Origin of the sequence: Paracoccus sediminis (genome assembly GCF_900188295.1) — a bacterium.
GTDB lineage: Bacteria > Pseudomonadota > Alphaproteobacteria > Rhodobacterales > Rhodobacteraceae > Paracoccus > Paracoccus sediminis.
This window is the reverse complement of sequence record NZ_FZNM01000011.1, coordinates 72,185-90,954: the sequence shown is the minus strand read 5'-3', so window position 1 is coordinate 90,954 and position 18,770 is coordinate 72,185. Positions and strand designations below refer to the sequence as shown.

The 18,770-nt window shown below is 68.6% G+C and carries 16 protein-coding genes; 2 read left to right on the top strand and 14 right to left on the bottom strand.

The annotated features are described in order from the left end of the window. Positions 1–2: 2 nt before the first annotated feature. The 12 genes from CHB77_RS14080 to CHB77_RS14025 all read right to left on the bottom strand — a co-directional run bounded on the left by CHB77_RS14080 (position 3) and on the right by CHB77_RS14025 (position 14,585). Positions 3–2,027, bottom strand: coding sequence for a M3 family metallopeptidase (locus tag CHB77_RS14080; protein ID WP_089388847.1), 2,025 nt, complete (start codon positions 2,025–2,027; stop codon positions 3–5). 23 nt (positions 2,028–2,050) lie between these two features. After that, entirely contained in the window at positions 2,051–3,118 is a 1,068-nt protein-coding gene (locus tag CHB77_RS14075) for a HesA/MoeB/ThiF family protein (RefSeq protein WP_089388846.1), read from the bottom strand. A gap of 4 nt (positions 3,119–3,122) precedes the next feature. Then, entirely contained in the window at positions 3,123–3,578 is a 456-nt protein-coding gene (dut, locus tag CHB77_RS14070; RefSeq protein WP_089388845.1) for a dUTP diphosphatase, read from the bottom strand. Positions 3,579–3,618: 40 nt separating this feature from the next. Beyond that, complete coding sequence (locus CHB77_RS14065) at positions 3,619–4,401, bottom strand: crotonase/enoyl-CoA hydratase family protein (protein ID WP_089388868.1); 783 nt, start codon at positions 4,399–4,401, stop codon at positions 3,619–3,621. Further along, positions 4,394–5,257, bottom strand: coding sequence for a hydroxymethylglutaryl-CoA lyase (locus CHB77_RS14060; protein WP_089388867.1), 864 nt, complete (start codon positions 5,255–5,257; stop codon positions 4,394–4,396). The genes CHB77_RS14065 and CHB77_RS14060 overlap by 8 nt, the downstream gene beginning before the upstream one ends. Beyond that, positions 5,250–5,981 carry a glutathione S-transferase family protein gene (locus CHB77_RS14055; protein ID WP_089388844.1) on the bottom strand — a complete coding sequence of 244 codons (732 nt, stop codon included), beginning with the start codon at positions 5,979–5,981 and terminating at the stop codon, positions 5,250–5,252. The genes CHB77_RS14060 and CHB77_RS14055 overlap by 8 nt, the downstream gene beginning before the upstream one ends. Beyond that, complete coding sequence (locus CHB77_RS14050; protein WP_089388843.1) at positions 5,974–7,905, bottom strand: acetyl-CoA carboxylase biotin carboxylase subunit; 1,932 nt, start codon at positions 7,903–7,905, stop codon at positions 5,974–5,976. Before CHB77_RS14050 ends, CHB77_RS14055 begins: the two co-directional genes overlap by 8 nt. 93 nt (positions 7,906–7,998) lie before the next feature. Beyond that, positions 7,999–9,603: a carboxyl transferase domain-containing protein gene (locus CHB77_RS14045; RefSeq protein WP_089388866.1), complete on the bottom strand. Its 1,605-nt coding sequence runs from the start codon at positions 9,601–9,603 to the stop codon at positions 7,999–8,001. Positions 9,604–9,700: 97 nt separating this feature from the next. After that, on the bottom strand, positions 9,701–10,162 hold the full coding sequence (locus tag CHB77_RS14040; protein WP_089388842.1) for a lysozyme inhibitor LprI family protein: 462 nt from the start codon (positions 10,160–10,162) through the stop codon (positions 9,701–9,703). Continuing rightward, positions 10,162–11,322 (bottom strand): isovaleryl-CoA dehydrogenase, encoded by a 1,161-nt coding sequence (locus tag CHB77_RS14035; protein WP_089388865.1) that lies wholly within the window; start codon positions 11,320–11,322, stop codon positions 10,162–10,164. Before CHB77_RS14035 ends, CHB77_RS14040 begins: the two co-directional genes overlap by 1 nt. Before the next feature lie 122 nt (positions 11,323–11,444). Next, positions 11,445–12,224 carry a transglutaminase-like domain-containing protein gene (locus tag CHB77_RS14030; protein ID WP_089388841.1) on the bottom strand — a complete coding sequence of 260 codons (780 nt, stop codon included), beginning with the start codon at positions 12,222–12,224 and terminating at the stop codon, positions 11,445–11,447. Between the two features lie 72 nt (positions 12,225–12,296). Further along, positions 12,297–14,585, bottom strand: a complete 2,289-nt coding sequence (locus tag CHB77_RS14025) for a Tex family protein (protein WP_089388840.1) — start codon at positions 14,583–14,585, stop codon at positions 12,297–12,299. Positions 14,586–14,719: 134 nt separating this feature from the next. Here CHB77_RS14025 and CHB77_RS14020 point away from each other — a divergent pair, with 134 nt between their 5' ends. Further along, positions 14,720–15,781 carry an alkene reductase gene (locus CHB77_RS14020; RefSeq protein WP_089388839.1) on the top strand — a complete coding sequence of 354 codons (1,062 nt, stop codon included), beginning with the start codon at positions 14,720–14,722 and terminating at the stop codon, positions 15,779–15,781. 33 nt (positions 15,782–15,814) lie between these two features. On the opposite strand, the gene cobS is transcribed toward CHB77_RS14020, so the two are convergent. Beyond that, positions 15,815–16,789, bottom strand: coding sequence for a cobaltochelatase subunit CobS (cobS, locus tag CHB77_RS14015; RefSeq protein ID WP_089388838.1), 975 nt, complete (start codon positions 16,787–16,789; stop codon positions 15,815–15,817). A 126-nt stretch (positions 16,790–16,915) separates the two neighbouring features. On the opposite strand from cobS, the gene CHB77_RS14010 reads away from it, so the two are divergent. Next, complete coding sequence (locus tag CHB77_RS14010; protein ID WP_089388837.1) at positions 16,916–17,665, top strand: sigma factor; 750 nt, start codon at positions 16,916–16,918, stop codon at positions 17,663–17,665. A gap of 6 nt (positions 17,666–17,671) precedes the next feature. Here CHB77_RS14010 and ychF read toward each other — a convergent pair whose 3' ends face one another. Further along, positions 17,672–18,769, bottom strand: coding sequence for a redox-regulated ATPase YchF (gene ychF / locus CHB77_RS14005; protein WP_089388836.1), 1,098 nt, complete (start codon positions 18,767–18,769; stop codon positions 17,672–17,674). Between the last annotated feature and the right edge of the window lies 1 nt (position 18,770).

The following is an 18,770-nucleotide window of genomic DNA, read 5'->3' as shown; positions in this document are numbered from 1 at the left end:
GGTCAGGCCAGCCCGCGCCCCCGCAACAGCGCATCCACCCCCGGCATCCGGTCGCGAAAGGCCAGCCACAATCGGTCCGCCGGGGCCGATCCGCCGCGCGACAGGATCGTTTCCTCCAGCCGGCGTGCGGTCGCGGGGTCGAAGATGTCGCCGGTTTCGGCAAAGGCGGCAAAGGCGTCGGCGTCCATCACCTCGGACCACATGTAGCTGTAGTATCCCGCCGCATAGCTGTCGCCCGCGAAGACATGGCTGAAATGCGGCGTGGCGTGGCGCATCGGGATCACGGCAGGAGCCTCCAGCCCGGCCAGCACCCGCGCCTGTTCCGCCATCGGATCGGCCGGCGGATCGCCCCGGTGAAAGGCCAGATCGACAAGCGCGCTTTCCAGATACTCGACGGTCGAGAACCCCGCATTCGCCCTGCCCGCCGCCAGCAGGCGGTCGCGCAAGGGCGCGGGCAGCGGTTCGCCCGTCCGGTGATGGCGGGCATGGGCATCCAGCACGGCGGGCTGTTCCAGCCAGTGTTCGTAAAGCTGGCTGGGCAGCTCCACGAAATCCTGCGCCACCGACGTTCCCGAAATCGAGGGCCAGGTCACGTTCGACAGGATGTGGTGCAACGCATGGCCGAATTCGTGAAACAGCGTGCGCGCATCGTCCCAGGACAGAAAGGCGGGGGCGCCGGCTTCCTCGGGCGGGGTGAAGTTGCAGACGTTCACCACGATGGGGCGCTGGCCCGCGCCGATCTTGTGCTGGACCTGCAACGACGAACACCAGGCCCCCGACCGTTTCGACGGCCGGGCGAAATAATCCCCCACGAAGACCGCCATCGGCCGCCCGTCGCGGGCGATCCGCCACGCCCGCGCCTCGGGCGCCCACAAGGGGGCGTCGAAGGGCTGGAATTCCAGCCGGAACAGACGGTGTGCCACGTCCAGCATCGCCGCCAGCATCGCGTCCAGCGTCAGATAGGGCTTGACCTGATCGGCGTCGAAATCGTGTTCGCGCCGCCGCAGCCGTTCCGAATAATGCCGCCAGTCCCAGGGTTCCAGCACGCCGTTCACGCCATCGTCGCGCAGCATCGCGGTCAGCTTGGCCTGATCGCTAGCGGCGCGGGCGCGGGCCGGTTCCCAGACCTGCCCCAGCAGATCCGCCACCCGATCGGCGGTGCCGGCCATTTCCGGTTCCAGCTTGTAGGCGGCAAAGTCGGCGTATCCCAGCAGGCGCGCCCGTTCGTTCCGCAGCGCCAGGATTTCGGTGACCAGGGGCAGGTTGTCCGTCGCCCCGCCCCCGGCGCCGTGGCCGGTTCCGCGCGCGGTCCAGGCCCGGAACGCGACCTCTCGCAAGGCCCGATCCTCGGCATGTTCCAGAAAGGGCACGATCAGGGACCGCGACAGGGTGACGACCTGCCCCGTCATGCCGCGTTCCTTCGCCGCCGCGCGCATGGACCGCAGCAGCCAGTCGGGCAGGCCCGCCAGCCGGTCGTTGGGGACCGGCAGGACGTAATCGCGTTCATCGGCCAGCACGTTCTGGGAAAACTGCGTGGTCAGCACGGCCATGCGGGCGCGGATGTCGGCCATGCGGTCCCGCGCCGCGCCGTCCAGACCGGCGCCGGACCGGGTCAGCCCGCGCAGGGCCAGTTCGGTGATGCGCCGATCCTCGGGGGGCAGGGTGTCGGCCGTCGCGGCGACGGCCTTGACGCGGGCATAAAGCCGGGGGTCCATCCCCGTCCTGCTGCCATAGGCCGCAAGACGCGGGGCGAAATCGCGTTGCAGCGCCTCTCGCGCAGGGTTCGAATCGACGCTGGCCAGGGTGTAAAAGATCGACAGCATCCGGTTCAGCCCGTCCTCGGCCGTTTCCAGGGCGGCGACGGTGTTGGCGAAGGTCGGCGGTTCGGCATTGGCGGCGATCGCCTCCATCGCGGCCTCGGCTGCGACCAGTTCGCGGTCGAACGCGGGGGCAAGGTCGCTGTCCGCGATCCGGTCGAAACGCGGCAGTCCTTCGGGGCCGGTCCAGCGGGTCAATTCGGGGTTCATGGCGCCTCCTTGGTTGCGCAACCCTAGGACGTGCGCGCCGCGCCTTCCAGTCCCGTTCCGCACACCGGGCAATCGGGACGCCGGGCGGTGCCGATCATCCGGCTTTCGCCATAAAGCCCGTCAAGGATCAGCATCCGCCCGCGCAGGCCCTGCCCCGCGCCCGATTCCGAAATGCCCGTCAGGTGCTTGATCGCCTCCAACGCCATGAGGCTGCCTACGACGCCGGGCAACGGCCCGATCACCCCGGCCTCGGCGCAGGGCGGGGCCAGGCCGGGGGCCGGGGCCGTCGGGAACACGCAGGCAAGACACGGCCCGCCGCGCGCGGGATCATACAGCGTTACCTGCCCTTCCCACTGGGCGATGGCGCCTGCGATCAGCGGCACGCCCGCCGCGACGCAGGCGCGGTTGACCGCGTCGCGCGCGGCAAAGCTGTCGGTGCCGTCCAGCACCAGATCGTGCTCGGCGATCAGGGCGGTGTCGGCATCGGTGATCCGACGCGGCAGGGCCGTCACCTGCACATGGGGGTTCAGGGCGCGCATCGCGGCGGCGGCGGCATCGGCCTTGGCCTCGCCGCGCTGATCGCTGCGAAAGATGATCTGGCGTTGCAGGTTCGACAGGCTGACGGTGTCGTCATCGGCCAGCGTGATCCGCCCGACGCCCGCAGCCGCCAGATACAGGCAGACCGGCGCGCCCAGGCCCCCCGCGCCGACGATCAGCATCCTTGCATTGCGCAGGCACATCTGTCCGGGGCCGCCGATTTCCCGCAAAACCAGATGGCGGGCGTAACGATCCAGTTCGGCGTCGGACATCCCCGAGGGGGGCGTGTCCACGACCCGCACCGGCGCGGGCGCGGCCCGCGACCGCAGCCGGGCCAGAGCCGCGCGATAGCCCAGGATCAGGGCCGCCAGGCCGCCCGCGACCAGCCAGCCGCGCGCCGATCCGCCAAGCGCCCGGCCCACCGGCGGCGCGATCAGGTGCAGCATGACGATGCCCGCCCAGACCAGCGACAGCGCCGCCAGCATCGTCCGGCGCGGCAGTCCCAGGATCCACCCCCCCGCCGCGATCGCTGTCAGCAGCCACAGCCCCATCATCGCGTCACGCCCCGGTCGATCCGAAACCGCCCGCCGCCCGTGCGGTGCCCCCGCTGAACGCCTCGACCACCGTAAAGGATGGCCGCAGCACCGGCACAAAGATCATCTGGGCGATCCGTTCGCCCGGCTGGACGGTAATGGGGGGCGATCCGGCGGGATTGCGGTTCCAGGTGCTGATAAGGATCTCTCCGGTATAATCGGGGTCGATCAGGCCGGTCGAGTTGCCCAGCACCAGCCCTCGTTTGTGGCCCTGCCCGGACCGGGGCAGGATCAGCCCCGCGCAGGAAAAATCATCAAAGGACAGCGCGATTCCGGCGCTTATCAGGACGGCGGGGGCCTGCGGCGCGATGTCCAGGGCCGCGCCGATGCAGGCGAACAGATCGACCGCCGCCGATCCCGGCGTCTGATAGGCGGGGATCCCCCAGTCACGTATCCGCGGATCCAGTATCCTGACGTCCATGCCTGCCCCCTTGTGCAAGGCCAGCCATAGCGCAGACGGATCAGACCTGCCAGCGGGGCTTGCGCTTGTCGAAGAACGCCGCGATGCCCTCGGCCGCCTCGTCGCCTTCCCAGACGGCGACGAGGCGGTCGATGCTGTCGTCGATGATGGCCTGATCGATGCGCGGGCCAAGGGCGCGGCATTGCGCCTTGGCGGCGGCGACGGCGCCGGGGGCGGCCCGCAGGAACGGCGCGACTTCGGCCTCGACGGCGGCGTCCAGATCGGCGGGGGCGACGCTGCGCGCGGCAAGATTCAGCGTCACAGCCTCGTCCGCGCCGAACAGCCGGGCCGAGAAGAACACCCGCCTAGCCTTGTCCTCGCCCATGCGGGCCAGGACATAGGGGCCGATGGTTGCGGGGATCAGGCCCAGCTTGACCTCGGTCAGGCCGAATGTCGCGGTGCTCGCGGCGATGGCGATGTCGGCCACCGCCATCATGCCGACGCCGCCGCCAAAGGCATTGCCATGGACCCGCGCGATCAGCGGTTTCGGCAGCAGGTTCAGCGCCGACAGCATCCCGGCAAGGGTCCGCGCCCCTGCCCGGCGGGTGTCCGCATCGGCGTTCATCTGCGCCTGCATCCAGCCCAGATCGCCGCCCGCGCAGAAGCTGGCGCCCTCGCCCGCCAGAACCACCACGCGCACGGCGGGATCGGCGCCAAGCCGGGCTGCGGCCTGGGTCAGTTCCTCCATCATCGGCTGGGACAGGGCGTTGTGCCTGTCGGGACGGGCCAGCCACAGGGTCGCCACGCCGCGCGGATCAAGGTCGATGCGGATCGTTTCAAACATGGGCATTCCCCCTCAAGCCCCGCGCGAAGGCGGCGGCTTTTTCGATGACGGCCATGTCCAGGCCATGGGCAAAGCCCCGCGCCGCCAGATGCGCGGCCACCTTTTCGGTGGCGACGTTGCCCGCCGCGCCGGGGGCATAGGGACAGCCGCCCAAGCCCCCGACCGCCGCGTCAAAGACCCGCAGCCCGCGCGCCAGGCTTGCGTCGATGTTGTCCAGCGCCCGGCCCGCCGTGTCGTGGTAATGCCCGGCCAACTGGTGCGCGGGCAGTTCGTCCAGCACGGCACCCAGCATCGCGTCGATAGTTTCGGGACGCCCCTGACCGATGGTGTCGCCCAGGCTGATCTCGTAACAGCCCATGTCGCGCAGGGCGGCGGCGATGCGGGCCACGCTGGCAGGCGGCGTCGGGCCGTCGAAGGGGCAGTCCGTGACCACGCTGACATAGCCGCGCACCGGGATGCCATCGGCCCGTGCCGCCGCCGCCACCGGGGCCAGCCGTTCCAGGCTTTCGGCGATGGTGGCGTTCAGGTTGGCGCGGCTGAAGCCTTCGGATGCGCTGGCAAAGATCGCGACCTCGCCGGCCCGCGCGGCCTTGGCGCCCTCATAGCCCTTCATGTTCGGCGTCAGCACGGCATAGCGGACGCCCGGCGCGCGGCGAATGCCCGCCATCACCTGGGCGGCATCGCCCATCTGCGGCACCCATTTCGGGCTGACGAAGCTGGTGACTTCAATCCGCCAGAAACCGGCTTGCGACAGCATGTCCACCAGCGCGATCTTGTCCGCCGCCGGGATCAGCCGCTTTTCGTTCTGAAGGCCGTCGCGCGGCCCCATTTCAAAGATCTCGACCCTCTCAGGCATCGGAAAGCTCATAGAAATCGCGGTCGTAAAGCTGCGGCTCGCCCTCTTGCGGCAGGGCGCGCCGAAAGGCCGGGCGCGCGGTGCAGCGGTCGGCATAGGCCTGCAACGCCGGGGTCAGGCGGACAAAGCGGCCCGCCGTCCAGACCGACCAGCCGACGGCGCAATCGACGCCCGAAAAGCCGCTGGCCATCAGCCAGTCCTGGTTCTTGACCGTCTGTTCGACCAGCCGCAGGGCGCGGGCCAGCCGCGCGGTTTCCAGCTTCATCACGGTGGGCGACCGCATGGACGGGTCGCGCAGCATCAGGTGGCTTTGCGTCAGGTTGGCGATGTGCTGGCCGATGGTTTCGGCGAAATGCAGCCAGTCGAGCCAGCCCAGCCGCCCCTCGGCCCCCGGCGCGCGTCCCAAGTGCGGGCCGCGCGTTTCGCACAGGTATTCGACCATCGCCCCCGATTCGTGGATCACGCTGCCGTCGATCTGCAAGGCGGGGGCGCGGCCGACCGGATGGATCGCCTCGTATTCGGCCCCGCGCATGTCCTTGCTGCGCAGGTCCATGACCCGCAGCGCAAAGGGCAGTTCCAGTTCGTTCAGCAGCCACAGGACGCGCATCGACCGCGACAGAGGCACGTGCCACAGAGTGATCTTGCCGCTGTCATCCCCGACCGGTCCCCCCGCAGCGGGTGGTGGGGCATCGGTCGGCACGGGTTCGGGCGGCGTGTCAGGCATCCGCTTCCTCCTCCAGCCGGATCAGGGGGGCGCCGGCCTGAACCTGGTCGCCGGCGGCCGCCAGAACCTCGGCCACCACGCCGTCGCGGGCGGCGGTCAGGCTGTGTTCCATCTTCATCGCCTCCAGCACGGCCAGCCGGTCGCCCGCCTTGACCGCCTGGCCCGCGCGGACATCCACCGATTTCACCAGCCCCGGCATCGGCGACAGGGTCAGCGCGGCCCCTGCCCCGGCATCCGCCTGCCGGTCCAGCGGATCCAGCGGCGCCAGATGCAGGCTGCCCGCGCCAAAGACGCTGATGCCGCCGTCATGGGCCGCGATGCGGTGGCGGCACAGGCTGCCATCGACCCACCAGCGGTCGCCCTGCCAGCGGACCTCGTGCGACTGGCCGTCCAGCGTCACGCGCGCCGCGCCGGGGCCCAGAACCTCCAGCACGGCCTGCCCGTCTTTCCAGGCGATTGTCTGGCGCAGCGGCTGCCACAGGGTCATGCCGCCCTTGACCTGCGGATCGGCCAGACCGGCAAGCCCGATCACCGCAAGGGCATGGGCCGCAGGCGTCGCTTCGGACGCGGCGATAAGCGCGTCCAGGTCGCGCGCGATCAGGCCGGTATCGACATCGCCCGCGCGAAAGCCCCGATGCCGGGTCAGGGCGATCAGGAAGTCGATGTTGGTGACGGTGCCCGCGACCTCGGTATCGACAAGGGCGGCTTCCAGCTTGCCAAGCGCGATGGCACGGGTCTTGCCCCACACGACGACCTTGGCGATCATCGGATCATACCAGGGGCTGATCGTGTCGCCCTGCCGCACGCCGGTTTCGTTGCGGGCATTGTCGGCGAATGACAGATGCGCAAGACGGCCCGTCGCAGGAAGGAAACCCGCGGGCACGTCCTCGGCATAAAGACGCGCCTCGAAGGCGTGGCCGTGGATCGACAGATCCTCTTGCCGGGCGGGCAGCGGTTCGCCGGATGCGATCCGCAACTGCCATTCGACCAGATCGACGCCGGTGATCGCCTCGGTCACGGGGTGTTCGACCTGCAACCGAGTGTTCATTTCCATGAACCAGAATCCGTCCGGGCGCAGGCCCCCGCTGCCGTCCACGATGAATTCGATGGTGCCCGCGCCGCTGTAGCCGATGGCCTTTGCCGCGCGGACGGCGGCGTCGCCCATGGCCTGCCGCATGTCGGCGGTCATGCCGGGGGCCGGGGCTTCCTCGATCACCTTCTGGTGGCGGCGTTGCAGGGAACAGTCGCGCTCGAACAGATGCACGGCGTTCGTGCCGTCGCCGAAGACCTGCACCTCGATATGGCGGGGCCGCTGGATGTATTTCTCGATCAGCACGGCGGGGTTGCCGAAGGCGGTCGCGGCCTCGCCCTGCGCGGATTGCAGGGCGGGTGCGAAATCCTGGGGACGTTCGACCAGCCGCATCCCCTTGCCGCCGCCGCCCGCCACCGCCTTGATGAGGACGGGATAGCCGACGTGGCCTGCCTGTTCCTGAAGATGCGCGGGATCCTGGTTTTCGCCATGATAACCGGGCACGATCGGCACCCCGGCATCCGCCATCAGCGCCTTGGCCGCGTCCTTCAGGCCCATTTTGCGGATGGCACTGGCGGACGGGCCGATGAAGACCAGCCCCGCCGCCGTCACCGCATCGACGAAATCGGGGTTTTCCGACAGGAAGCCATAGCCCGGATGGATCGCCTGCGCGCCGGTATCCAGCGCCGCCCGGATGATCGCATCGCCGCGCAGATAGCTGTCCTTGGGGGCCGGGCCGCCGATATGGACGGCCTCGTCCGCCATGGCGACATGGCGGGCGGCGCGGTCGGCGTCGGAAAAGACCGCGACGGTGCGCACGCCCAGCCTGCGGGCGGTGTCGATGACGCGGCAGGCGATCTCGCCCCGGTTGGCGATCAGGATTTTCTGAAACATGACGGCACCTGCGTGTGGCGGATGCCGGGGGCTTCGCGCCCCCGGACCCCCGCGGGATATTTGGGTGAAGAAGAAACCATCCTGCGGCGTCCCCTACATCCTGAACACGCCGAAGCGGGTGGGTTCGATGGGCGCGTGCAGCGCGGCGCGCAGTGACAGGGCCAGCACGTCGCGGGTCTTGCGCGGGTCGATGATGCCGTCGTCCCACAGCCGGGCCGAGGCGTAGAGCGGGTGGGACTGGCGGTCGAACATCTCGATGGTGGGGCGCTTGAATTCGGTTTCCTCGTCGAGGGACCAGGTGCCGCCCTGGCGTTCGATTCCTTCGCGCCGAACGGTCGCCAGCACGCCCGCCGCCTGTTCGCCGCCCATCACGCTGATGCGGGAATTGGGCCAGGTCCACAGGAAGCGCGGCGAATAGGCGCGGCCCGCCATGCCATAGTTGCCGGCCCCGAAGCTGCCGCCGACCAGCATGGTGATCTTGGGGACGTTCGTGGTCGCCACTGCCGTCACCATCTTGGCGCCATGCCGGGCGATGCCCTCGTTTTCATATTTGCGCCCGACCATGAAGCCGGTGATGTTTTGCAAAAACACCAGCGGGATGGATCGCTGCGAACACAGCTCGATGAAATGCGCGCCCTTTTGCGCCGCTTCGGAAAACAGAACGCCATTGTTGGCGACGATGCCGACCGGGCAGCCCTCGACATGGGCGAAACCCGTCACCAGGGTTTCCCCGAAGCGCGCCTTGAATTCGTCGAAGCGGCTGCCGTCCACCACCCGCGCGATCACCTCGCGGATGTCATAGGGGGTGCGCAGGTCGGCGGGCACGACGCCCAGGATTTCGTCGGGATCGAAGGCCGGGGGTTCGGGGGATTGCCAGACCACGCTGTCGGGCATCCGGCGGTTCAGGTTGCCGATGGCGCGCCGCGCCATGGCCAGGGCGTGGGCGTCATCCTCGGCCAGGTAATCCGCCACGCCGGACAGGCGGGTGTGGACATCGCCGCCGCCCAGATCCTCGGCGGTCACGATCTCGCCGGTCGCGGCGCGGACCAGGGGGGGACCGGCCAGGAAGATCGTGCCCTGGTCGCGCACGATGATCGTCACGTCGGACATGGCGGGGACATAGGCGCCGCCCGCCGTGCAGGATCCCATCACCACGGCGATCTGGGGGATGCCCTTGGCGCTCATCCGCGCCTGATTGTAAAAGATGCGGCCGAAATGGTCGCGGTCGGGAAACACCTCGTCCTGGTTGGGCAGGTTCGCGCCGCCCGAATCGACCAGATAGACGCAGGGCAACCGGCATTCCCCGGCGATTTCCTGGGCGCGCAGGTGCTTCTTGACGGACAGGGGGTAATAGGTGCCGCCCTTGACGGTGGCGTCGTTGGCCACGACCATCACGTCCTGACCGTGCACGCGACCGATGCCCGCGATCACGCCCGCGCCCGGCGCCGCGCCGTCATACAGGCCATGCGCGGCCGTGGCGCCAATTTCCAGGAACGGGCTGCCGGGATCCAGCAGGTTGGCCACCCGGTCGCGCGGCGGCATCTTGCCCCGGCCGGTGTGACGTTCCATGGCCTTGGGACCGCCCCCGGCGGCGGCGGCCAGGGCCGCCTGCCGCGCAACCTCTAGCAGCGCCAGATGCGCGTCGCGGTTGGCGCGGAACGTGTCCGAGGTCGTCAGGGCGGCGGATGACAGCTTCATGGACAGGCTTTCCCGGATAAGGCGCGGCAGGCCATTGTCGGCCATGCCGCTGCAAGGGCAATCATGGGGTGGCGGCCCGAGCCGTGGGCGCGCGCGCCTACCATCCCTGCAAGTCCCGCAATTCCAAAGCGCGCATGGCCGTCATGCTCATCTGGCAGTTGGCCGAGGCGATCATGCGCATCGAGCCGCCGCCATAGCGGTCGTACTGGAACGCGCATTCCGCATCGCGCCAGGCGATCCAGGCGCGCTGCGCGTCGCGCAGGCTGTCGGCGGCGGTCCGGTCGTCGGCATACTGTGCCCGCGCCGCCTGGTATTCGCGGTTCAGCGCCGCATCCCAGGCGGCGTGTTCGCCCATCACGCATTGCGCGATGCCGATGGTCGTATCGCCGCCCGGCGCCTGCTGGCATTGCCTGGCGGCCGCGCCGATGCAGTCGGGCGTCAGATCGCCCGCGGGGGTTTCGGCCACGCAAGCCTCGACCACCGAGGGATCGACCGTCAGCGCGGGGTCTTGCGCCAAAGCCGGGGCGGCGATCAGCGTCACGACAAGCGCCGCGCGCATCAGGCCAGCCCCATCAGTTCCCGTCCGATCAGCATCCGGCGGATCTCGCTGGTGCCGGCGCCGATCTCCATCAGCTTGGCGTCGCGGAACAGGCGGCTGACGGTGCTGTCGTTCAGGAACCCCGCCCCGCCCAAGGCCTGCACGGCCTGATGGGCCTGGACCATGGCCTGTTCGCTGGCGTACAGCACCGCGCCCGCCGCGTCCTGCCGCGTGACCTTGCCCGCGTCGCAGGCCTTGGCGACCTCGTAGACATAGGCGCGGGCGGTGTTCAGCGCGACATACATGTCGGCGATCTTGCCCTGCATCAGCTGGAACGATCCGATCGGCTGGCCGAACTGCTTGCGGTCGCGCACATACGGCATCACCTCGTCCAGGCAGGCGGCCATGATCCCGGTGCCGATGCCCGACAGCACCAGCCGTTCGTAATCGAGGCCCGACATCAGGACACGCACGCCCCGGCCTTCCTCGCCCAAAACATTCTCGAACGGGATCTCGCAATTCTCGAAGATCAACTCGCCCGTGTTCGACCCGCGCATCCCCAGCTTGTCAAAATGGGGGCTGGTGGAAAACCCCGCCATGCCGCGTTCGACGATAAGGGCGGTGATGCCCTTGCTGCCGGCCTCGGGGTCGGTCTTGGCATAGACGACCAGGGTCTGCGCATCGGGGGCGTTGGTGATCCAGTACTTGCTGCCGTTCAGGACATAGCGGTCGTTCTTCTTGTCGGCCCGCAGCTTCATGCCGACGACATCGCTGCCGGCGCCTTCCTCGGACATGGCCAGCGCGCCCACGGCCTTGCCGCTGCACAAGTCGGGCAGGTATTTCGCGCGCTGTTCGTCCGTGCCGTTCAGCTTGATCTGGTTCACGCACAGGTTGGAATGCGCGCCATAGGACAGGCTGACACTGGCGCTGGCCCGCGCGATCTCCTCGACCGCGACGACATGGGCCAGATAGCCCATGCCCGATCCGCCGAACTCCTCGGGGACGGTGATGCCCAAAAGGCCCAGATCGCCCATCTCGGTCCACAGTTCGTTCGGGAATTCATTGGTCCGGTCAACCTGGGCCGCGATGGGTTTGACCCGGTCCTGTGCCCAGCGATGCACCATGTCGCGCAGCGCGTTCACATCCTCGCCCAGATCGAATTCCATCCCCCGCGTGAACATCCAGACCCCCATGGATTTATTGAACGACCGTTCATTTACGCTTTAGCCCGCAGGGCGCGGGCCTGTCAAGCGCAAGCCTGCGCCGGAACATCCGGACGGTCAACAATCCCGGTCGGGGCGCGTCAGTCCAGACGGGTGACGGCGACGGTCTGGGTTTGCAGTTCGGTTGCGGTCATGGTGGTCAGAAAGGCCACGTCCACCGCGTCGCGCCCGACCGCGATCAGAGCCATTTCGTCGGCCGCGGCCATGCCGGTCGGGTCGATCAGGTGCCAGGTGCCGTCCAGATAGACCTCGGCCACGGCGTGGAAATCCGGCGGCTCGACCCGCGGGGCGAAGACGCTGGCGATGCGGGCGGGGATCTGGGCGGCCCGGCACAGCGCGATCATCAGATGCGCATAGTCGCGGCAGACCCCGCGCCGTTCCAGGAACGTATCCGCCGCCGTCGTCGCGGAATCGCTGACGCCTGGAACATAGTCCAGCCGCTGTTCGATCCAGTCCCTTATCGCCAGAACCTTGGCGCCGCCCGCCTTGTCGCCGAAACGCTGATCGGCGAAAGCCACGAACCGTTCCGCCTGGCAATAGCGCGACGGCAGAAGATAGCGCAGCGCATCCCCCGACATCTCGTCCACCTCCATGGCGGACATGCGGTCGAAGACCGGACGGGGCCGCGTCACCACCACATCGGCGGAATAGGAACAGCGCAGATCCTCGGCCGCGCGGATGATGATCTTTTCGCCGATGCCTTCCTCGCCCGGCACGCGGGCCAGGTGTTCGACCGGGCCGAAGTCGATTGTGGCGTTGCTGATTTCCTGCCCGAAGGCTCCTGCCGCCTCGACCGCCAGGATGGCCGGACCCGGCGTCAGAAGCCTGTAGTTCAGTTCGACCTTTATTCCGATGCGCATCCGTGCGGTCCCCGATCATGACGGCACCGAACGTCCATGGGCCGGATCGGATCCGCGACGGCGCAAAGAAACCTATTTCCGGCGCATCGCCTCGGCCAGGGCCGCCCCGAAACCGCCCTGGCTGCCCGCCTTGGGGGCAGCCGAGGCCGACCCCGGACCGGCCTTGCCGGGCGCCCTGGGGGCGGGACGGGCCGCGTCGCCATCGCGGCGCATGGTCAGCCCGATGCGCTTGCGGGGCACGTCCACCTCGGTTACGCGGACGCGGACCACTTGGCCGACCTTCACCACCTCGTTCGGATCCTTGACGAAGCGGTCGGCAAGCTGGCTGACATGGACCAGCCCGTCCTGATGAACGCCGATGTCCACAAAGGCGCCGAAGGCCGCGACGTTCGTCACCGTTCCTTCCAGCATCATGCCGGGTTTCAGGTCGGTGATCGCCTCGACCCCTTCTGCAAAGCTGGCGGTGACAAAGCCGGGGCGCGGGTCGCGGCCGGGCTTTTCCAGTTCGGCCAGGATGTCGCGGATGGTGGGCAGGCCGAAATCGTCGTCCACGAACTGTTCGGCCCGAATGGATTTCAGCGCGGCGCCGTCGCCCATGATGGCGCGGATGTCGCGTCCGCAGGCGGCGACGATCTTGCGCGCGATGCCATAGGCCTCGGGGTGGACGGCGGATGCGTCCAGCGGTTCCTTGCCGCCGGGGATCCGCAGGAAGCCCGCGCATTGTTCGAACGCGCGCGGCCCGAGGCCCGCCACCTTCTTCAGCGCCGCGCGCGACGGAAAGGCGCCGTTCTCGTCGCGCCAAGCGACGATATTCTGCGCCAGCGACGGCCCCAGCCCCGCGACATAGGCCAGAAGCGGCGCGGATGCGGTGTTCAGGTCCACGCCGACCGCGTTCACGGCATCCTCGACCACAGCCTCCAGCGTTTTCGCCAAATGCCGCTGGTCCACATCGTGCTGGTACTGGCCGACGCCGATGGATTCGGGCGGCACCTTGACCAGTTCGGCCAGCGGATCCTGCAAGCGCCGGGCGATGGACACCGCGCCCCGCAAGGATACGTCAAGTTGCGGAAATTCCTTTGCCGCCAGTTCCGATGCGGAATAGACCGAGGCCCCGGCCTCGCTGACCACCACCCTGGTCGGCACCGTGGCACCCTTGGGCAGGCGCTTCAGCACGTCGCCCACCAGCCGTTCGGTTTCCCGGCTGGCGGTGCCGTTGCCGATGGCGATCAGGTCGGCGCCGTGTTTCGCGATCAGCGCCAGCAAGGCCGCCTCGGCCCCGCGCAGGTCGCTTTTCGGGGGAAAGGGATAGATCGTCGCCGTGTCCAGCAGCTTGCCGGTGGCGTCCACCACGGCGATCTTGCAGCCGGTGCGGATGCCGGGGTCGATGCCCAGCGTCGCCCGCGCGCCCGCGGGGGCGGCCAGCAGCAGATCGCGCAGGTTGCGGCCAAAGACCCGGCTCGCCTCGTCATGGGCGCGCCTGCGCAGGTCGGTCAGCAGATCGACATACATCGTGTTCGACAGCCGCACCCGCCAGGTCCAGCCCGCCACCTGCCGCAGCCACTGGTCCCCCGGCCCGCTGCCCAGGGGGCCAAGCGCCTGCGCCACGATTCCCTCGGCCCGTTGCGTGCCGGTATCCGGGTCGGGGGCGATTCCGATGGTCACGATCTCCTCTTTCGCGGCGCGCAGGATGGCCAGCGCGCGGTGCGAGGGGATCGCGGACCATTTCTCGCGGTGGTCGAAGTAATCGCTGAACTTGGCGCCGGCGGCTTCCTTGCCCGCGATCAGCTTGGCGGCGATGAAGGCTTCGGCCCGCATGAAGTCGCGCAACGCGCCCAGCAGGGCGGCGTTTTCGGCCAGTTCCTCGACCAGGATGTCCCGCGCGCCGTCCAGAGCGGCCTTGGTGTCGGGCACGGCGGCCCCGACATATGCCGCCGCCAGTGTGGCGGGGTCGGCGCCGCGGTTGGCCTGGATCGCGCGCAACAACGGCTCCAGCCCGTTTTCGCGGGCGATCATCGCCTTGGTGCGGCGCTTGGGCTTGAAGGGCAGATAGATATCCTCAAGCGCGGCTTTGGTCGCGGCCCCGGCAATGGCACGGGCCAGGTCGTCGGTCAGCTTGCCCTGGTCCCGGACCGACCCCAGGATCGCCGCGCGCCGGGATTCCATGTCGCGCAGATAGGCCAGCCGGTCGGCCAGCATCCGCAGTTGCGTGTCGTCCAGCCCGCCCGTCGCCTCTTTGCGGTAACGCGCGACAAACGGGACCGTGGCGCCCCCGTCCAGCAATGCCGCCGCCGCTGTGACCTGGGCTGGGGTGGCGTCGATTTCGCCGGCGATGGTGCGGGCGATGCGGACGGCTGTGTCCATGGTGTCCTCCGGGTCTGGACGACGGTTCTAGCCGGGCACGGCGCGCAGGCCAAGGCTGTCATGCGCGGCCTGCATGTTGACACGGCAAGGCGCCGTGCACAGGTGCAGAGGATGCAAAAACGAAAGGACCATTGATGCCGACCCTATTCGATCCCCTGCCGATTGGACCCCTGACCCTTCGCAACCGCATCGTCATGGCCCCCCTGACCCGCGCCCGCGCCGGGGCCGCGCGCGTGCCGAACGCGATGATGGCCGAATATTATGCGCAGCGTGCCGGTGCCGGGCTGATCCTGTCAGAGGCGACCAGCGTGACCCCCATGGGCGTGGGCTATGCCGACACGCCGGGCATCTGGAACGACGCCCAGGTGCAGGGCTGGAAGCTGGTCACGAAGGCCGTCCATGACCAGGGAGGGCTGATCTTTCTGCAACTGTGGCATGTTGGGCGCATTTCCGACCCCCAGTTCCTGGACGGCGAACTGCCGGTCGCGCCAAGCGCGATCAAGCCCGCGGGTACCGTCAGCCTGGTGCGTCCGAAAAAGGAATACGTGACCCCCCGCGCCCTGGAGACCGGCGAGATCCCCGGCATCGTCGAGGCCTATCGCCAGGGCGCCGAGAACGCCAGGCGCGCGGGCTTTGACGGGGTCGAGATCCATGGCGCCAACGGCTATCTGATCGACCAGTTCCTGCAAGACGGCAGCAACCGGCGCACCGACCAATATGGCGGGCCGATCGAAAACCGCGCGCGGCTGCTGAACGAGATCGCCGATGCGGTGATCGGTGTCTGGGGCGCGGATCGCGTGGGCCTGCACCTGGCGCCGCGCGGCGACAGCCACGACATGGGCGACAGCGACCCCCGCGCGCTGTTCACGCATGTCGCCCGGCAGATGCGCGACCGGGGTTTGGCCTTCATCTGCCTGCGCGAACATCCCGGACCCGACAGCCTGATGGCCGACATCAAGGCGGCGTTCGGCGGCTTGGTCATCGCCAACGAAGGGCTGACCCGCGACAGCGCCGCCGACCTGATCCGCACGGGCCGCGCCGATGCGGCGGCCTTTGGCCGGGACTTCATCGCCACCCCCGACCTGCCCCGCCGCCTGCGCGAGGATCTGTCGCTGAACCAGCAGGATCCCGCCACCTTCTATGGCAGCGGGCCGCAGGGTTACGTGGATTATCCGGTGGCCGAGGAGGTCGCCTGACCGAATGGCTGGCCGTTTACGCGGCCAGCCGTCTTACTTCGCCCGCGCCGCCGCGCTTTCCGGCAGTTCCTCGTCGAACAGGCGCTGATAGAATTCCGCGACCGTCTGCCGCTCCAGTTCGTCGCATTTGTTCAGAAAGGTCAGCCGGAAGGCATAGCCGATGTTGTTGCCGAATATCCGCACGTTCTGCGCCCAGGCGATCACCGTGCGCGGCGACATGACGGTGGACAGATCGCCCTGCATGAAGGCCGTGCGCGTCAGGTCGGCCAACGTCACCATCTGGCCGATGATCCTGCGGCCCTTTTCGGTGTTGTAGGTCGGGTTCTTGGCCAGAACGATGGCGGCTTCGGCGTCGTGGGACAGGTAGTTCAGCGTGCTGACCAGCGACCAGCGGTCCATCTGGCCCTGGTTGATCTGCTGGGTGCCGTGATACAGGCCCGTCGTGTCGCCCAGGCCCACGGTGTTGGCGGTGGCGAACAGTCGGAAACACGGATGCGGGGTGATCACCTCGTTCTGGTCCAGCAGGGTCAGCTTGCCGTCGGCCTCCAGCACGCGCTGGATGACGAACATCACGTCCGCGCGGCCCGCGTCGTATTCGTCGAACACGATGGCGGCCGGATTGCGCAGCGCCCAGGGCAGGATGCCCTCGTTGAATACCGTGACCTGCTTGCCGTCGACCAGCTTGATCGCGTCCTTGCCGATCAGGTCGATCCGGCTGACATGGCTGTCCAGGTTCACCCGCACGCAGGGCCAGTTCAGCCGCGCCGCCACCTGTTCGATATGGGTGGACTTGCCGGTGCCGTGATAGCCCTGGATCATCACCCGCCGGTTATAGGCAAAGCCCGCCAGAATCGCCTGGGTGGTATCGGGGTCGAACTTGTAGGTGCTGTCGATCTCGGGCACGCGATCCGAGCGTTCGGCGAAACCCCTGACCTTCATGTCGCTGTCCAGACCGAACGCCTCGCGCAGGTCGATCTCTTCGGTGGGTTTGGCGTTCATGTCCAGCATCACAGGCCCTTTCGTCGCATGGCTGCCTTGATTGCGCATAAGTCCGCCATGCGCAAGCCGGGGCCGCGTTGACGGGGGCGGGTCGGCTGCTAAGGTGGCCTTCAACCACAAGAGGATTTCAGCCCCTTGCCGAATGCCAGCCCCACGATTCTGGAGGATCTGATCGCACGCGTCGCCAAGGGCGACCGCCGGGCCTTCGATACCCTGTATGACACCACCTCGGCGGGGCTGAACGCGCTGTGCCTGTCGGTGCTGCGGGACCGGGGCGCGGCCGAGGACGTGCTGGAACAGGTTTATGTCGGTATCTGGGAACAGGCCGGGCGGTTCCCGGGCAGCGGGTTGTCGCCGATGGCCTGGCTGGCGACGATGGCGCGGGACAAGGCGATGGAGCGGGCGACACCGGCGGCCCCCCCGACCGGCGGGCCGGCCCTGGACGGAATCGACATGGTGCGCGCCGCCTATCTGCACGGCATCGGCATGGCCGGGCTGGCGCAGTCCCAGGGCCTGCCGGCCGAGGCCGTTCGTCTTGAACTGCATGACGGCCTGGCGCGGATCAATCCCCTGGCCGACGGCGGCCCGGACGACATGCTGGCGGCCGAGATGGCGCTGGGCCTGGCCGATCGCCGTGCGACGGACCCGGCCCTTGCCGAACGGATGCGGGATTGGCAGGAACACCTGTCGCGGTTCGCGGGCGACCTGACCCCGGTCATGGCCCCCGCCCGCGCCCGCCAGCGGATCCGCGAAAGCCTGGGCCACGGCAAGGCGCCGCTGTCGGTCGATCCGCTGGAACCGGCGTCCCGGTGGCGGGGAACGGGCGGGGTTCTGGCGGTGGTCCTGCTGATCGGGGGGGCCGCCTGGTATTTTCTGACCCGCTGAAGCGCGTCAGCCGTTGAACAGGAAATGCAGGACGTCGCCGTCCTTGACCGGATAGGTCTTGCCCTCGACCCGGAATTTGCCCGCCTCGCGCGCGCCCGCCTCGCCCTTGAAGGCGACGTAATCGTCATAGGCGATGGTTTCGGCGCGGATGAAGCCGCGTTCGAAATCGCCATGGATCACGCCCGCCGCCTGCGGGGCCAGCGTGCCCCGGTGGATGGTCCAGGCGCGGGCCTCCTTGGGTCCGACGGTGAAATAGGTGTCCAGCCCCAGCAGCGCATAGCCTTCGCGGATCAGGCGATCCAGGCCCGCCTCGTGCAGGCCCATCTCCTCCAGGAACATCTGGGCCTCGTCGGCGGGAAGCTGGCTGATCTCCTCCTCGATCCGGGCCGAAATCACCACATGCCCGGCGCCCTGCGCGCGCGCCATGGCGGCCACGCGGTCGGACTGGGCGTTGCCGGTCGCGGCGCGGTCCTCCTCGACGTTGCAGACGAACAGCACGGGCTTGGCGGTCAGCAGTTGCAGCATGTCCCAGGCCCTGCGGTCCTCGTCCGCGACCTGCACCGTGCGGGCGGGCTGGCCGGATTCCAACGCGGCCTGCGCGGATTTCAGCAGGCGTTCCTGGGCCACGGCGTCCTTGTCGCCGCCCTTCAGCTTGCGCGCGATGTTGGCCAGGCGGCGTTCGACCGATTCCAGATCGGCGATCATCAGTTCGGTCTCGATGGTTTCCGCATCCGCGACGGGATCGACGCGGCCCTCGACATGGGTGACATCGCCATCCTCGAAACAGCGCAGCACATGGGCGATGGCGTCCACCTCGCGGATGTTGGCCAGGAACTGGTTGCCCAGCCCTTCGCCCTTGCTGGCGCCTTTGACCAGGCCCGCGATGTCCACGAAGGTGATCCGCGTCGGGATGATCTGCTTGCTGTTCGCGATCGCGGCCAGCGTGTCCAGGCGCGGATCGGGAACCGCGACATCGCCCACGTTGGGTTCGATGGTGCAGAAGGGAAAGTTCGCGGCCTGCGCGGCGGCGGTTTTCGTCAGCGCGTTGAACAGCGTCGATTTGCCCACGTTCGGCAAGCCGACAATTCCCATGCGAAAGCCCATG

What these genes read in the sequence shown, in the direction of transcription:
- CHB77_RS14080 (WP_089388847.1), bottom strand. Translation starts at nt 2,027, where the DNA reads ATGAACCCCGAATTGACCCGCTGGACCGGCCCCGAAGGACTGCCGCGT.
- CHB77_RS14075 (WP_089388846.1), bottom strand. Translation starts at nt 3,118, where the DNA reads ATGATGGGGCTGTGGCTGCTGACAGCGATCGCGGCGGGGGGGTGGATC.
- dut (WP_089388845.1), bottom strand. Translation starts at nt 3,578, where the DNA reads ATGGACGTCAGGATACTGGATCCGCGGATACGTGACTGGGGGATCCCC.
- CHB77_RS14065 (WP_089388868.1), bottom strand. Translation starts at nt 4,401, where the DNA reads ATGTTTGAAACGATCCGCATCGACCTTGATCCGCGCGGCGTGGCGACC.
- CHB77_RS14060 (WP_089388867.1), bottom strand. Translation starts at nt 5,257, where the DNA reads ATGCCTGAGAGGGTCGAGATCTTTGAAATGGGGCCGCGCGACGGCCTT.
- CHB77_RS14055 (WP_089388844.1), bottom strand. Translation starts at nt 5,981, where the DNA reads ATGCCTGACACGCCGCCCGAACCCGTGCCGACCGATGCCCCACCACCC.
- CHB77_RS14050 (WP_089388843.1), bottom strand. Translation starts at nt 7,905, where the DNA reads ATGTTTCAGAAAATCCTGATCGCCAACCGGGGCGAGATCGCCTGCCGC.
- CHB77_RS14045 (WP_089388866.1), bottom strand. Translation starts at nt 9,603, where the DNA reads ATGAAGCTGTCATCCGCCGCCCTGACGACCTCGGACACGTTCCGCGCC.
- CHB77_RS14040 (WP_089388842.1), bottom strand. Translation starts at nt 10,162, where the DNA reads ATGCGCGCGGCGCTTGTCGTGACGCTGATCGCCGCCCCGGCTTTGGCG.
- CHB77_RS14035 (WP_089388865.1), bottom strand. Translation starts at nt 11,322, where the DNA reads ATGTTCACGCGGGGGATGGAATTCGATCTGGGCGAGGATGTGAACGCG.
- CHB77_RS14030 (WP_089388841.1), bottom strand. Translation starts at nt 12,224, where the DNA reads ATGCGCATCGGAATAAAGGTCGAACTGAACTACAGGCTTCTGACGCCG.
- CHB77_RS14025 (WP_089388840.1), bottom strand. Translation starts at nt 14,585, where the DNA reads ATGGACACAGCCGTCCGCATCGCCCGCACCATCGCCGGCGAAATCGAC.
- CHB77_RS14020 (WP_089388839.1), top strand. Translation starts at nt 14,720, where the DNA reads ATGCCGACCCTATTCGATCCCCTGCCGATTGGACCCCTGACCCTTCGC.
- cobS (WP_089388838.1), bottom strand. Translation starts at nt 16,789, where the DNA reads ATGCTGGACATGAACGCCAAACCCACCGAAGAGATCGACCTGCGCGAG.
- ychF (WP_089388836.1), bottom strand. Translation starts at nt 18,769, where the DNA reads ATGGGCTTTCGCATGGGAATTGTCGGCTTGCCGAACGTGGGCAAATCG.